The organism is Halomonas sp. AOP7-B1-5, from assembly GCF_052353045.1.
Lineage (GTDB): Bacteria > Pseudomonadota > Gammaproteobacteria > Pseudomonadales > Halomonadaceae > Vreelandella > Vreelandella colorata.
Genome location: NZ_JBQTDC010000023.1, coordinates 53,261 through 67,348, shown reverse-complemented (window position 1 = coordinate 67,348; position 14,088 = coordinate 53,261). Strand labels below are relative to the sequence as shown.

At 55.3% G+C, this 14,088-nt stretch carries 11 protein-coding genes; 5 read left to right on the top strand and 6 right to left on the bottom strand.

Going from position 1 to position 14,088, the window contains the following annotated elements; all coding sequences use genetic code 11:
* Positions 1-1,251, top strand: a 1,251-nt coding sequence (locus ACT3XD_RS12400) for a putative bifunctional diguanylate cyclase/phosphodiesterase (protein WP_444280591.1), incomplete at its 5' end; no start/stop codon positions are given.
* A 329-nt stretch (positions 1,252-1,580) separates the two neighbouring features.
* Here ACT3XD_RS12400 and ACT3XD_RS12395 read toward each other — a convergent pair.
* Positions 1,581-2,099, bottom strand: coding sequence for an FKBP-type peptidyl-prolyl cis-trans isomerase (locus ACT3XD_RS12395; protein WP_192538230.1), 519 nt, complete (start codon positions 2,097-2,099; stop codon positions 1,581-1,583).
* Positions 2,100-2,197: 98 nt separating this feature from the next.
* Between ACT3XD_RS12395 and ACT3XD_RS12390 the strand changes: the two genes are divergently transcribed.
* Positions 2,198-3,559 (top strand): AmpG family muropeptide MFS transporter, encoded by a 1,362-nt coding sequence (locus tag ACT3XD_RS12390; RefSeq protein WP_192538229.1) that lies wholly within the window; start codon positions 2,198-2,200, stop codon positions 3,557-3,559.
* Between the two features lie 36 nt (positions 3,560-3,595).
* On the opposite strand, the gene ACT3XD_RS12385 is transcribed toward ACT3XD_RS12390, so the two are convergent.
* Entirely contained in the window at positions 3,596-5,413 is a 1,818-nt protein-coding gene (locus ACT3XD_RS12385; protein WP_192538228.1) for an SEC-C domain-containing protein, read from the bottom strand.
* 138 nt (positions 5,414-5,551) lie between these two features.
* On the opposite strand from ACT3XD_RS12385, the gene ACT3XD_RS12380 reads away from it, so the two are divergent.
* A complete protein-coding gene (locus tag ACT3XD_RS12380; protein WP_192538236.1) occupies positions 5,552-6,145 on the top strand; it encodes a GNAT family N-acetyltransferase in 594 nt (197 codons plus the stop codon).
* 46 nt (positions 6,146-6,191) lie between these two features.
* Here the strand turns inward: ACT3XD_RS12380 and ACT3XD_RS12375 are convergent, their stop codons facing one another.
* The gene (locus tag ACT3XD_RS12375; RefSeq protein WP_192538227.1) at positions 6,192-7,442 is read right to left on the bottom strand and encodes an ABC1 kinase family protein; all 1,251 of its coding nucleotides are present in this window, start codon (positions 7,440-7,442) and stop codon (positions 6,192-6,194) included.
* Between the two features lie 136 nt (positions 7,443-7,578).
* Here ACT3XD_RS12375 and ACT3XD_RS12370 point away from each other — a divergent pair, with 136 nt between their 5' ends.
* Positions 7,579-9,492 carry a DNA topoisomerase III gene (locus tag ACT3XD_RS12370; protein WP_192538226.1) on the top strand — a complete coding sequence of 638 codons (1,914 nt, stop codon included), beginning with the start codon at positions 7,579-7,581 and terminating at the stop codon, positions 9,490-9,492.
* A gap of 147 nt (positions 9,493-9,639) precedes the next feature.
* Here the strand turns inward: ACT3XD_RS12370 and ACT3XD_RS12365 are convergent, their stop codons facing one another.
* A complete protein-coding gene (locus ACT3XD_RS12365; protein WP_192538225.1) occupies positions 9,640-10,545 on the bottom strand; it encodes a LysR substrate-binding domain-containing protein in 906 nt (301 codons plus the stop codon).
* A 117-nt stretch (positions 10,546-10,662) separates the two neighbouring features.
* Between ACT3XD_RS12365 and ACT3XD_RS12360 the strand changes: the two genes are divergently transcribed.
* On the top strand, positions 10,663-11,358 hold the full coding sequence (locus ACT3XD_RS12360; protein ID WP_192538224.1) for an FMN-dependent NADH-azoreductase: 696 nt from the start codon (positions 10,663-10,665) through the stop codon (positions 11,356-11,358).
* Between the two features lie 140 nt (positions 11,359-11,498).
* Here the strand turns inward: ACT3XD_RS12360 and ACT3XD_RS12355 are convergent, their stop codons facing one another.
* Positions 11,499-13,430, bottom strand: a complete 1,932-nt coding sequence (locus tag ACT3XD_RS12355) for a M48 family metallopeptidase (protein WP_192538223.1) — start codon at positions 13,428-13,430, stop codon at positions 11,499-11,501.
* Positions 13,431-13,461: 31 nt separating this feature from the next.
* Positions 13,462-14,055, bottom strand: coding sequence for a LemA family protein (locus tag ACT3XD_RS12350; protein WP_193092256.1), 594 nt, complete (start codon positions 14,053-14,055; stop codon positions 13,462-13,464).
* Positions 14,056-14,088: the final 33 nt, after the last annotated feature.

Sequence of the window (14,088 nt, the reverse complement as noted above, 5' to 3'; positions counted from 1 at the left end):
CCTAATCAAGTAGCCGCGTTTGATTCTTTGGAAAATCTGGTTGCGCAGCAGACGCCGTTTACCATCATGCGCTTAGCCCTGCATGAGTTACGCGCTATCAACAGTACCTTCGGGTATTCCGTAGGCGACCAGGTATTAATTGCCATTGCGGATAGACTGCGTGATTTCTCAAGCCCTCAACATCATCCATATCGGCTGACTAACAATGAATTTTTAATTATTAATGAAGGCGACCCATCCAATAGCGCGTGGTTGGAGCTGCTGATTCAGCACCTTTCAAACACAATTGCGGTCAATCACCTCTCAACGGTTAAACCTATATGCTCCATCGGCAGTGTGAGCTTTCCTAACGACGGTAGCTCGGTACAACAGCTGTTTCGACGAGCCGATATTGCTCTTCAGCAAGCCCAGGATAAAGCCGTGCGCTACGAGCTTTATACCGAAGACTTGGATAAGCTGCAGCTTCGCAAACGTACCTTGATCAACGATTTGCCAAACGCTGTTACGCATGACGAACTATGGATAGATTATCAGCCCAAGGCAGCGCTTAATACTGGAAGGATAGAGCATTTTGAAGCACTGATTCGCTGGCACCATCCCACTCTCGGGCTTATTCGACCTGATGAATTCATTGAACTGGCCGAACGCTCCGGCAATATTTCGCTATTAAGCCAGTGGATGTTGATTCATGTGTGCCAGCAGCTACATATATGGAATCAAGCTGGGCAACGTTTATCCGTCGCGATCAATTTATCCGCGAGTGATATTATCAACTCACAGCTTCCTCAGCAGCTGGAACAGCTACTTAAAACCTATGATTTAGCCCCACGCCAGCTTGCTATTGAAGTTACCGAAACCACCGCCATGCAGGATATGAGTCAGGCCGTTAATATCCTAAAAGAGATTTCAGCGCTAGGTATTGTGCTGGCCATTGATGACTTCGGTACGGGCTACTCGTCACTAGCCCAACTAAAGCGCCTGCCGTTTAATGAACTTAAAATCGACAAGTCCTTTATTCTGCGCTTAAACACCGATGAAGACGATCGATTGATTGTGCGCTCGACCATCGAACTGGGCCATCGACTGGGCTTGAAGGTCATTGCTGAGGGCGTTGAAAATTACGAAACAGCGGCCCTGCTATTCAAGATGGGCTGCGATTATCTGCAAGGCTACTGGATTGCCAAGCCGATGCCCTCGCATCAGGTACTGGACTGGCTGAAACACTTTAAAAAGCTCACATTTGATCAATAGCCCCCGGTTACTATCGCGCTAATTTTTTCCAAAAAAAAACCGGCCCAAAAGGCCGGAAAAAAAGGAAGCTTACTCGTTAAAGTAACCTCCCTCCCCTGACAAGAGGCTTAGCAGATTATTAAGTCAAAGAGGGGCTCTTTAAAACGACGCCCACTGCTTAACACCTACTAACCAAGAAAACGGTTTACAAGCGGTACAACGATACGAAGTACCCAATGCCCAGTAAGCAATCTTTAAACAATCTTTAAAAAATGCCTTAACCCAGCAGCTGATTAATATCTTATCGGAGTTCAGCTAAGTTAGTGCTGACCTGGATCAAGTTTTAAATATTAAAGAACCTTCCGATCTTCTACTTTACTGTGTTCGGTTCCAGGCGGAAGCGGGTGACCCTTGGCAAGCTCTGCGCGCGTTGCATCACGTGTGTCCAGGATTTTCACCCGATAGCTGAGCGTGCGGCCCGCCAGGGGATGATTGGTATCAATGGTAATGCGGTCGCCCACCACATCTACTACCGTGACAATTTGTGGGCCGGCTTCGCCTTCGGTCTGAAAACGGCTGCCGGGCGTCAAATCAGCATTGCCGAACGAGCCACGTCCCACTTCCTGCACCAGCGCTTCATTACGCATGCCATAGGCGTCAGCAGGAGCCAACGTTACGGTGGCCGCATCGCCTACCTTTAGACCGGCCAGCGCCTGCTCCAGGCCTGGCACAATATTGTCGTGGCCATGCAGGTACTCAAGCGGTTTATCGCGCGCGTTAGAATCATCGAGTACTTGCTCGCTTCCATCGCTTAAAATGTCGCTAAGCACGTAGTGCAACGTAACGACCTGGTGTGCCGTGATCGACATGCAAAACTCCTCTCCGGTAAGCTATCGACTTTGTCGTAAAACATTGATGCAGTTTATCACTTGGCCAAGGCCAACGTCTTTTTCTGGAGTTGAACACTATGCCCACTCTTTTGCCCCAGCGTAGCTGGCTTGCCGCGCTGGCGATCTATTTCCGGGCACCTGTTATTACCATGCTGTTTTTAGGTTTTTCCGCCGGGCTACCTTTTTTGCTGGTGTTCTCTACGCTTTCCGCCTGGCTGCGTAGCGACGGCGTTGAAGTCGCCGCTATTGGGTTTTTCGCCTGGATCGGCATGCTCTACTCGATCAAGTTTTTTTGGGCACCGGTGGTGGACAGGCTTGAACTACCGCTACTCACCCGAGCCTTTGGCCAGCGGCGCGGCTGGATGCTGCTTGCCCAGGGGATGATAGCTGCAGGGCTCGTCGGCCTGGCTGGCGTAAGTCCTGTTGGCAATTTGGGAGCGGTCGCCGTTTTTGCCCTGCTGGTGGCCTTTGGTTCGGCAACGCAGGATATTGCCATTGACGCTTACCGGATCGAATCTGCCGATGATGATATGCAAGCCGCCATGGCATCCACCTATATCATTGGCTATCGAGGGGGGCTGTTGGCCGCTGGGGCCGGAGCGCTTTATATCGCCTCGGCCGTGTCCTGGGATGCGGCTTACCTGACCATGGCAGCACTCGTCGGCGTGGGAGTACTCACCGTGCTGATTCGCCCGGAACCCAAACGCGCCTCGCTTTCGGTGCAGTTAATCCATGAGCCCAAAGTGCGCGCCTTTATCCGCGCCAGCCGTGGCAAACCTAAAATATTGCGTCGCTTGGGTGCCTGGGTGATTGGCGCTATCGTGTGCCCGTTTACCGATTTTTTTCGCCGCTTCGGGGTAAAGGCACTGTGGATTTTGGTGTTTATTGCGGTGTATAGAATCAGCGATCTGGCGATGGCGTCCATGGCTAACCCGCTGTATATCGACCTGGGCTTTTCTCTGGCCACTATTGCCAATGTGACCAATATATTTGGGATTGCGATGAGCATTACCGGCGGCGTTTTAGGCGGCTTGCTGGTAGCCCGCTACGGCATTGGCCCGCTGCTGGTGATCGGGGCAGGGGTTGTGATGCTGACGAATTTACTGTTTGCCGCACTTGCCCTGATAGGGAATCAGGTACCCATGCTGGTGATCACGATCATTGGCGACAATCTGGCTAACGGCTTGGCTAGTGCGATATTTATTGCCTTTTTATCAAGCCTTACCTCACGCGCCTATACCGCCACTCAATATGCGTTATTCTCATCGCTGATGACGTTGCCAGGGAAGTTTTTAAGCGGCTTTGGAGGAGTGGTGGTAACTTCTCAGGGCTATGCCACATTTTTTGTGGTCGCAACGCTCTTGGGTCTGCCAGCGATTATTCTGGCCGTCTGGATCAGTCGGGATAAGCAGTTGGTGCCTGTCCCTCAGCCGCGCTAAGCGCGGCTGAAGGTTACACCCGTACTTACGAAAGGCTTAGCGATGGCTACCCAGCCAATCAAGCGCACCTGGCGTGGTACGCCACTGATCGCGCATTAGCGTGCGATATTGCCACGCCTCGGCACGCGAGCCGGGGTCAACCTGGCCGTCTGCATGCGGCATTACCGGGCGTGGGCTATCCGCACAGATCATTTCAAGCGCATGGCGGTTATGGGTGATAACGTCATTAAGCGCCGCTTCAGCTGCCTCATGCTCATTTAAGCGATAAAGCGCCAAGGTGCGACCCATTAGTAATCCGAGCACTAGCGAGCCATCGTCATCCTGCTGCTCTGTCAGCGTCAGCGCCTCCTGATTGCGGTCATCACGCAGCAGCTGATCGAGTACCAGTTCGCGCAGCCCCAGGCTATCTTCCTGGTCGATGGCGAGCAGCTCTTCAGCCAGCTCCCGCGAATGCTGACGGGCACCGCGTTCCATCCCCACCACCAGGGCAAGGCCCGTACGCAGCAGGACAGCGTTGTCGGCATCATCCCAGCACAAGCTGCCATCGCCTTCAGCCCGGGCCTGTTCCAACCAGCGGGAAAGGCGCAGCGCCAGTGGGTCCAGCAGGCTAGGCGCCATCCACGGTAGGCTGCCAAACCGGCTAGTCAACGCCAGGGCCAGATCTTGCACTACGTGCGGCGCATCCAGCCACTCTGGGTGTGCGCAAAGTGCGGACATCCACTCAACCGCATTGCCCCAAGGATCATCGCGAAAGCCTAGTGCGATATCTTCATCAACCAACACTTGAAACTGCTCATGCCAAGCGGCAAATAGCGTCGCTTCCCGGGCACTGGAGTGATAGTGCAAATGGCCCGTTTGAGCATCGGCGCTAAAATCCAGCTTGGGCGCCGTGGGCAGCGCCGCCAACAGCGCTTGCAAGGATACCAGCGGCGTGGCCAGATCCTCTTCAGCACTCAGCAGCTGATCAGCCAGCGTTGCGCCCGGGTTCTCTGCCAAGGCGGCCAGGAACTCCAGCTGCTCTTCGTCAAGATCGCCCTGGCGAACCAGGCGCCGATACCAGAAGTTAGCACGTTCCTTAGCTTCTTCTTCATGGCCTTCATGCAGAAGAAGCATCGCCTCAATGTAGGCAAGCGTGGGCGAATCGGGCAGCGCCTGCTGGGCTTTAACAAAGGCGGCCCGGGCACTATCCAGATCATCATTATCCAAATGCATTAGGCATAGGCGCTCAAGGGCAACACCGCGTAAAAATAGTGGCCCACGCTCCATCACATCATCCAGCAGATCGGCGCGTTTGCGGGTAAAGCCGCGCTCTTGGTAGATATCCAGCAGGATTTCAAAGGCGGGCTCGGCCTGCTCGGGCAGGCGCGACCAATCGCTGCCATCAAACAGCGACTCAAGGATCTGCATGGCGCGTCCGGTCTGGCCACTTTCAGCAGCGATAAGGCCCGCTTCCAGTAGCGCCTGAGGCGGCGCCTGGCGGCTTTCAAGTGCGGCTTTTAATGTCGGGCCTTTCCATTCACGCAGCGACAGCATCCACATCATCTGCTCGGGGATATCCGTCGGGAAATCGACCCGATAGCAGCACTGCTTGTATTTGCGTCCGGAGTCACACCAGCAGGGCTCATTACGCCCTGGTGTCGCCAGCGACTCGCTGGCAAAATCCAGCCGGACCAAGGGTGTTTGTGACCATAAAATGGGAGCCAGCGCCTGGGCGGTGGCGACATCGCCGTTAAACGACGTGGCGCCTTCCGCGCGCACCCACGTCATAAAATCGGGATAGTGTTCTTGCTGCCTGATTGCCGAGAGTGCCCCAGAGGCAAATCCCAGCAGCTGATCGACCCATACCGCTAGCATTGCCGTCTCCACTGTTTTTTGAAAAGCGCGTTTTGAAAAGCGCCATAGTTTAGCATGACCGTAGGCCATCACGTAGGAGGATTGGCGATGCGGCTCGTGGCTGTTAATGTGCAGCGTTTACCCAGTGGAAGAGACGCGATGAACGAACTGACGCTCACGACCTGCCACGGTCAGGCTATTGCGCCCCACCTAGCGGCCCTTGCGCAGCTGCGCATTCGGGTATTTCATGATTTTCCCTATTTATACGATGGCAACCTGGCCTACGAAGCCGATTACCTGGGCCGCTACGCAGCAAACCCGGCAAGCTTGTTTGTCCTCGCTTTTGATGGTGACTGCCTGGTCGGCGCGTCTACAGGTCAACCGCTAAGTGATGAAGTAGACGAGTTTCGCCGCCCGTTTGAAGCAGCCGGCATTGCGGCTTCCAGCGTGTTCTATTACGGCGAATCGGTATTACTTCACGACTACCGAGGCCGGGGTATAGGCAAAGCTTTTATGGCCGAGCGCGAAACCCACGCTGCTCGTGAAGGGTATAAAACTGCCGCTTTTTGCGCCGTTGAGCGCCCTGAAAAACACCCGCTGCGGCCGGAAGATTATCGGCCGCTTCATGGTTTTTGGCAAAGCCAGGGCTATCAGCGCCGCGCTGACTTGGCAACGACCTTTGCTTGGAAAGATATTGGCGAGCAGCATGAGAGTGACAAGACCCTGGTATTCTGGTTAAAAACGTTGCGCTAACTGATTGGATATCAGCGAGGACTGATTGGTGCGCGAACGTTCCGGTTTAAGTGCGTGAGCGTGACCAGGCCAGCAGCGGCTGGGTACGCTCATACATATCCAGCCGCGCTTTAAGGCGCACCAGATTCCAATAATGGCCATTTAGCGCTCGCGATAATAGCAGCGTATCGGCGGGCGGCTGTAAGCGGTCCATCGCCGCCCACACCTTGGGCGAAAGCTCGCGCAGGCGGCGATGCACGCGTACATCACTAAAATCCTGCTCGCCGGGCTCAAACAGCGGGGCAATACATTCAGCTGCCTCACGATACAGTGAAAGCGGCGCACCCTGCCCCTGGCGCCCGCCCATATTGACCATCGCCTCATCCATGGCCATGGGGTCGTGGGCCAAGGTAGCATCGAGTAGCTGCATCATGGCATTAAGCCGACCTTCCGGCACCGGAATCACCGCACCAAAATCGTAGATAATCAAACGCCCCTGGGCATCGGCGGCAAAGTTGCCCGCATGCGGGTCGGCATGTAGCTCCGCAAAGGTGAAGAGCTCCTGGGTAATCCAGTCGGCAAGCGTCGCGGCTACCTGTTGACGTACGGTATCTTCAGCGCTCTCAAGCTCACGTAGCGGTGTGCCGGGTACGTAAGACATGGCCAGGACATGCTGGCCCGAGAGTTCAAACAGCGGCTCGGGTATTACAAGCCGCGCATCACTCTGGTAGCGCTCTCGATAACGCGCCAGAGCGTTTGCCTCAGCCTGATAATCCAGCTCATCACGAAGCCCCGCCGCCAGTTCCTCAAACAGTGCATCCAGGCGCGCCTGAGGCACTTTAAACCAGCGGCCCAGGCTCATAATGCGCCGTAACTGTTTTAGATCACTCTCCAGCACGTCGGCTAAACCTGGGTACTGGACTTTAAGCACCACCGTTTCGCCTTCACGGGTCACCGCTTTATGCACTTGCCCCATGGAGGCGCTGGCAAAGGGCGCTTCTTCAACCTGGGTAAAGTACGTATCGATATCACCGTACTGCAACTCAAGCGCTTCACGGATGCGTGGCCAAGGCATGGGTTCTGCCTGGCGTTGCAGGCGAGCAAGCTCATCGGCTAAATCCAGCGGCAGCAGGTCATCCCACTGGGACATCATCTGCGCCATTTTCATGGCCGGGCCTTTCAGCTCGGAAAGTCCTTCAAACAGTGCCTCGCCCAGCGCGCGCCAGTCTGCCTGACCGCCCAGACGTGTTTTAAGCATCGCACCGCCCGTACGCGCGCCCAGCCCCATTAACCTCCGTGTTCTACCACGTTCGCGCATATGACTGCTCCTTGTAAAACACCCGCTCATAATTACCGTGGGTAAGCAAAGGTAGCGGCGCTCAACATGCTCCGTCCGCCCTGCTACCTCTGTTACCATAGGCCTAATTTGAACAGACGTTAAGGCCAAGCTTCGCATGCGCTTGATTATTGCTGAAAAACCCAGCCTTGCTCGGGCGATTGCCGAGGCATTGCCTGTAAGTCCCAAACGCCAGGAAGGCGCTATCGTTTGCGGCGACACGACCGTTACCTGGTGTTTGGGCCATCTTCTGGAACAAGCGCCCCCGGAGGCTTACGACCCCGCCGATAAACAGTGGCGGTTAGACCGCCTGCCTATTGTTCCCGGCACTTGGAAACTGGCCCCACGCACCAAAGCGCGGGGCCAGCTGGCGGTGATTCGCAAGCTGATCAAGCAGGCCAAAGAGGTCGTACACGCTGGCGATCCGGACCGCGAAGGCCAGCTTCTGGTTCAGGAAGTGATTGAGCATTTAAAGTACCGCGGTCCGGTGATGCGCCTATTAATTAGCGATCTCAACCGCCCTGCGGTCAGCCGCGCGCTTGCCAAGCTGCGCTCCAATCAAGAGTTCCAGCCGCTTTTTCAGGCCGCTCAGGCCCGTTCACGTGCTGACTGGTTGTATGGCATTAATTTGACCCGCGCCTGGACATTGACCGGCCGTCAGGCGGGCTTTGACGGCGTGCTTTCCGTGGGTCGCGTGCAAACGCCGGTACTCGGGCTGATCGTGCGCCGCGATAACGCCATCCGAGATTTCAGGCCGCACCCGTTCTACCCACTCTGGGTAGATCTACAAGTTGAAAAAGGCCAGCTACGCGCTTGGTGGGCGCCCAAGGAAATCCAGCCTCTAGATGACCAAGGCCGCCTGATTGACCGCACACCGGCTGATGTACTAGCCGCCCAGTTGCCGGGTGCTGCAGGCCAGCTCACCAAGCTCGACCAGCAAGAAAAACGCCAGCCGCCGCCGCTGCCCTACTCGCTCTCCGCCCTTCAGGTAGACGCCGCCCGACGCTTTGGGCTTTCTGCCCAGATGGTGCTGGATATTTGCCAACGCCTTTACGAGCAGCACAAGCTGATCACCTACCCGCGCTCCGATTGCCGCTATCTACCCGAAGAACACCTGGCCCTTGCCCAGCGCAGTTTAACCGGCGCCTGCCAAAATGATGACACGCTTAGTCAGTGGCTAAACGGCGCTGATTTTTCGCTACGTTCAAAGGCATGGAATGACAAGCAGGTAGGCGCCCACCACGCGTTGGCGCCTACCGGCAAACCTGCGGATTTCAGTCAGCTCTCTGCCACCGAAGGCCACGTGTTTCGGCTAGTGGTGCGCAACGTGATGGCCCAGTTCTATGGCCCGCTGCGCACCTTTGAAGTCAAAGCTGAGTTCACTCTGTTAAACGAGGCGTTTCGTGCCCGCGGTCAAAGCATCCTGGACCCCGGTTGGAAACCGCTTTTCACCACTAAAGAAGAAGCGCCACCGCTGCCACCGCTTACCCAAAATGAACGCTGCAAAGCACTAGGTGCTGGCGTAGAGGAAAAGGAAACCCGTCCACCCGAGCCGTTTACCGATGCCAGCCTGATCAAGGCAATGATGAATATTGGTCGCTATGTGGATGACCCGAACGTTCGCAAGACCTTACGGGATACTGATGGTCTGGGTACCGAAGCCACCCGCGCCGGTATTATCGAAACCCTAGTACAGCGCGGCTACCTGGTGCGTAAGCAAAAAGCACTGCGCGCCACCAAGCTCGGCAGTGCGTTAATCGCCGCCCTGCCCAGCGCCGTCAGCACGCCGGAGCGCACGGCACTTTGGGAGCAGCGTCTGCGCGCCATTTCCGAGCAGCAAGATGATGCAGAGGCTTTTCAGCATGCCCTGCTGGATGACCTTCGCGCCCTGCTTAATCAAAGCGATGCGAACAAACTCAGGCAGAGTTTGCAAACGGCTCAAGGTGCAGCGGGTAGCCCGGCAAAGCGTACGAGTAAGCCGAAAAGGCGTTACACGAAAAGAAAAAGCACCGTGGGACCAACCAAAAGCTAAGGATTAATAATCAAGCGAGCTCTTTAATAAACCCTTTATGAAGCTCGTTTTTACTCCGGCCGATAATGTTTAACTAATTATTATTAGGCATAATTGTGGCTCTATTCTAATAATTAAAGAAAGATAACGGTATAAATTACGGAGTTATTAAGCCGAGAGTTCCGTTAGCCTGCCAGGCACTGCCATCACCCATTCGCGAAGCGCCAAAATCGTTGGGTCGTTGCGGCGGCTTTCAGGGTAGGCCAAAAAGAAGGCGCGGTCTTCAAGCTCGGGGCCAAAAGGTTGTATCAAGCGCCCGTCGGCCAATTCATCTTCGATAAGCTGACGGCTCATCAGCATGACACCCTGGCCCCCCACTGCCGCTGCAATGGCGTGGCTTTCATCAGAGAACGCAAGGCCGGCGCCGACATCCAAGCCAGGAATCTGGACGATCTTCTGGTAACCCGGCCAATCCGTGGGCGATATAAATACACCCTGTGGCCGAAAGTGTATCAGCGGGTATTTCGATGCATCCTTGCCCGCCTGCTGAGCAAGCTGTGGGCTGCAAACCGGAATCAAAGTGGTATCAAAAAGCTTCTCGGCGACTAATCCCGGCCAGCGTCCATCGCCATGGCGAATGGCAAGGTCAGCGGTTATCCCATCGAGCAAAACGGGCTCGTGAGACGCATGAATACGCAAGTCGATGCCAGGATGGGATTCACGCAGCCTGTAAATCCAGGGTAGTAGCCAGCGCACCGCCATCACCGGCGTGGTCGTCAGCGTAATGGCTTGCCGTTCGGGTAAGGCACTCAGGCGTCGGATGGTATTACTGATGTTGTCGAAAGAGGCTTCAAGTACCTGCTGCAACTCGCGGCCTTGCGGCGTCAATTCAAGCTGCCTGGGTCTACGCACAAACAGCGCAATACCCAGCGCCTCTTCAAGCCCACGAACCTGATGGCTAATGGCGGTGGCGGTAACTGAAAGTTCTAGTGCTGCCTGCTTAGCACTTTCATGGCGGGCAGCCGCTTCAAAAGCGCGAAGTGCCGAAAGCGAGGGTAATCGTCGGGAGCTCATGAATGAATTTTACTCATCTATATCAGCAAGAAATGATCGTTTGTGACGTCATATTAGGCGCCTTAATCTGACGCTGTTGTTAAGCATAGATGAGTTAAGCTCAATAGGAGGCTACCCATGCTGCATATTTTACATATCGACGCCAGCGCCCGCCCCGGCATTGCGGGAACAGATCATCATGGCTCGCACAGCCGTCAGCTGTCGCACCACTTCGTCAGTCAGTGGCAGCAACATAGTCCGCAGGACGCGGTGACCTATCGAGATATAGGCCAGCACCCGCCCTCCTTTATCAGCCATGACTGGGTCGCGTCAGCTTTTACACCTGAAGAGCAGCGCGATCCGTGGATGAAGCAGGCGCTGAAAGAAAGCGATGCGTTGGTGGATGAACTGATTGCCTCGGATATCGTGGTCATAGGCACGCCGCTATACAACTTCGGCATGCCTGCCGCGCTCAAGGCGTGGGTCGACCAGATAGTCCGCGCCGAGCGAACGGTGGGTGTCGATAAGAACAGTCCGCACGACCCTTACATACCCAAGCTTAACGACCGAGAAAGACACGCCGTTGTTCTCGCGGCCAGGGGCGGTACGAACATGGCACCGGGCGAAGAGATGGCGCACATGAATCACCTGGAACCACACCTGGCGTCAGCGCTTGAGTTTGTCGGCATTACCCGTATTCATACTATCGCCATTGAGGGGCAGGAAGTAGGTGGCGAAGTGCTGGCTGGATCGATTGCAAGCGCGCGACACCAGGTCGAGCGGCTGGTGAAGGAGTTGCAGGTGGCACTGAACTCCTCCACCGAACCGGCATAATGGCACGATTATTTTAGCTAGCCGTATTATCAGGTGCGGAAACCAATATCTATTGAATCCGCACCGTCAATACTTCTCAGGATATTGCTCAGACACGATCATTTATGGCTTAGAACAAAACGCTGAGCACTCTCGACTGCTCATCCCTCTATCAACAGTGGCGGCATGGGGCATTCCAGCATATCGGCGATGACGCGAAACAGCTCGGCCTCTGCGGGTTTTATTAGCCCGCTATGCTCAATACAGCGCGCCATTGCCTGCAGAACAGCAGGCTTTTGCTGAGGCCGTAAGCGGCGCAAGCGACTTACCGCGGGGCCCAGCGACTTGATATCCGGGACCTCGCTTTTTGCGCTTAAAGCAAACGGCAGCTCTTTTTCAGCGGCATCCAGCGCGGCGTTTACCTTGTCAGGATCACTCTGCCCTGCCCTGGCCAGCACATTGAGCAGCAGCTGGCACTCTGGCTGTAGATCGCTCAGCTTACGAACAGCAGGGCCACTATCTTTCTTGCCTAGGCCCATATGATGAACCAGCCAGTGATACAGCGTCCATTCAAACAGGCTAACCTGACTATCTGCATTGATCAGCTCTACCATACATTGGCGAAAATGCGTGGCCTGATCCACCGACAGGTTTTTTAATGCAGGTAACGCCAATTCCATGAGCGGCAGGCGAAGCGGGTCTCTAAGCATTAATACTTCACCCGCATGACTCATGACTTCACGATACACATCGGGTAAGGCTACCTGCTGAAGTGACGCCAGCTGCTGCTTACGCACCTCGATATGCTGGCTCAGCAACAGTGCGTACATTAATGCGCGCACTGCGTAAGGATCCTGAGACGCCCGCCTAATCCGCGCAGGTAGCGCATCAAGGGTAGCTTTTGCATTAGCTAAATGGCGCGGGCCGGGCTGGCCCATAGAAGCAATTGCGGCCTGGGCCGAGGCGCCGGTCATGGTTGCTGCGCTGGAGTGAGCGGAGGGAATGTCTGCAAAACCAACCGCTGACTGATCGCCAGCATTTGCCACATCGCTAACAGCAGGCGCGCTGAACGATGCGTTAAACTCGCCGTTCCAGTGAGGCAAAACGCGTGTGATGCGCTGACGGATGGGCGGATGAGTCGCCAATAAGCGAGTGAAACCAAGCTTCATGCCCTGGCCAAAAAATAGGTGGCTATATTCGCTCGCCTGGGAGGCCTCGATTCTGGCCCCCTGCGCATGGGAGCCTATCTTGATTAACGCTTGACCGATGCCATTGGGGTTACGCGTGTATTGAACGGCGGAGGCGTCGGCCAGGTACTCTCGCTGGCGGCTAACTGCCGCCTTGATCCAGTTGCCAAAAAACGTGCCCGCATAGCCGATAACGGCCAGGGCAACGCCAAGGGCCAGTACGACGACAGCGCCTTTATTATTTTGATTGTTGCGCCGGACGGAACGCCCTCGTGATGTCGTACTGCGCAGCAGAATATAGCCTAAAAGGCCGATCAGAAGCACTCCGTGAAGTACGCTGATCAAGCGCATGTCGCCATGCAGAATATGGCTAAACTCATGGGCCACCACGCCTTGTAGCTCCTCGCGACTTAAGTGATTGATCGCCCCTTGCGTGATACCTATCACGGCATCACTGGTATCAAAACCGGCGGCAAAAGCGTTGATACCCGTCTCTTGAAGTAGATAAACAGACGGAACAGGCATGCCCGAGGCAATTGCCATCTCTTCCACTACGTTGAGAATACGGCGCTCGTTAGCGTTTTCGGTGTTGGGATTAATTTCTCGCCCACCCAGCGCCTCGGCCACCACTTTACCGCCGCCGCGACGCAGCTGAGAGCGTTTGAAAAGCCCGCCGATACTCACGAACGCCACCACGCCAAGCGCAACCACGGCTACCAGTTCTGGAGATAGCGCGGCCAGCAGGCTGTCCGCTGTCACGCTACCTCGGTCATCTCGCATAAAATGGATGACGATAGCGATCACAACGGTGGTGACCGCTATCAGCGCTATTACCGCCGCTATCAATAAAACCACCAGCTGCCCGGTTTTACGCCGAGCGTGGTCCTGAGCCGTAAAGAAATCCATGCACATCTATCCCTGTAGGTTCACGCAGACCTCAAAATGAAATCTTGGGCGCTGACTGAATCTGGGCGCTGTCCTCAAATTCAAGGAAAGAAGCATCCTCGCCATGCCCCAACATGCCAGCCACGGCCACCGGCGGAAAGCTTTGGCGGTAGGTGTTGTATTGCATGACAGAGTCGTTGAACGCCTGGCGGGCAAAAGCCACCTTGTTTTCCGTGCTGGTAAGCTCTTCCGACAACTGCTGCATGTTTTCAGATGCCTTGAGATCCGGGTAGGCTTCCATCACCACATTAAGCCGCCCCATCGCCTGGCTTAGCGCACCTTCTGCCCCGCCCAGTTCGGCCATCGCTTTAGCGCTCCCTGGATTGGCAGCCGCCGCTTTGAGCCCCGCCGCCGCTGAATTACGCGCCTCAATGACCGACTGCAACGTTTCGCGTTCGTGACTGAGATACCCTTTGGCGGTTTCGACCAGGTTAGGTATCAAGTCGTGACGGCGCTTTAGCTGCACTTCAATTTGAGCAAAGGCGTTTTGAAAACGGTTTCGTAGTGACACAAGTCGGTTGTATACACCGATAAGGTAGAACGCGATAACCGCTATTATCGCCACGATAATGATAGTTAAAACCATAATTGATCCTTCCTGTGGTTAATAAAAAAGAAA

Coding starts and splice junctions, on each gene's coding strand:
- ACT3XD_RS12385 (WP_192538228.1), bottom strand. CDS start 5,413: ATGCTAGCGGTATGGGTCGATCAGCTGCTGGGATTTGCCTCTGGGGCA.
- ACT3XD_RS12350 (WP_193092256.1), bottom strand. CDS start 14,055: ATGGTTTTAACTATCATTATCGTGGCGATAATAGCGGTTATCGCGTTC.
- ACT3XD_RS12375 (WP_192538227.1), bottom strand. CDS start 7,442: ATGCGCGAACGTGGTAGAACACGGAGGTTAATGGGGCTGGGCGCGCGT.
- ACT3XD_RS12395 (WP_192538230.1), bottom strand. CDS start 2,099: ATGTCGATCACGGCACACCAGGTCGTTACGTTGCACTACGTGCTTAGC.
- ACT3XD_RS12390 (WP_192538229.1), top strand. CDS start 2,198: ATGCCCACTCTTTTGCCCCAGCGTAGCTGGCTTGCCGCGCTGGCGATC.
- ACT3XD_RS12365 (WP_192538225.1), bottom strand. CDS start 10,545: ATGAGCTCCCGACGATTACCCTCGCTTTCGGCACTTCGCGCTTTTGAA.
- ACT3XD_RS12355 (WP_192538223.1), bottom strand. CDS start 13,430: ATGGATTTCTTTACGGCTCAGGACCACGCTCGGCGTAAAACCGGGCAG.
- ACT3XD_RS12380 (WP_192538236.1), top strand. CDS start 5,552: ATGAACGAACTGACGCTCACGACCTGCCACGGTCAGGCTATTGCGCCC.
- ACT3XD_RS12360 (WP_192538224.1), top strand. CDS start 10,663: ATGCTGCATATTTTACATATCGACGCCAGCGCCCGCCCCGGCATTGCG.
- ACT3XD_RS12370 (WP_192538226.1), top strand. CDS start 7,579: ATGCGCTTGATTATTGCTGAAAAACCCAGCCTTGCTCGGGCGATTGCC.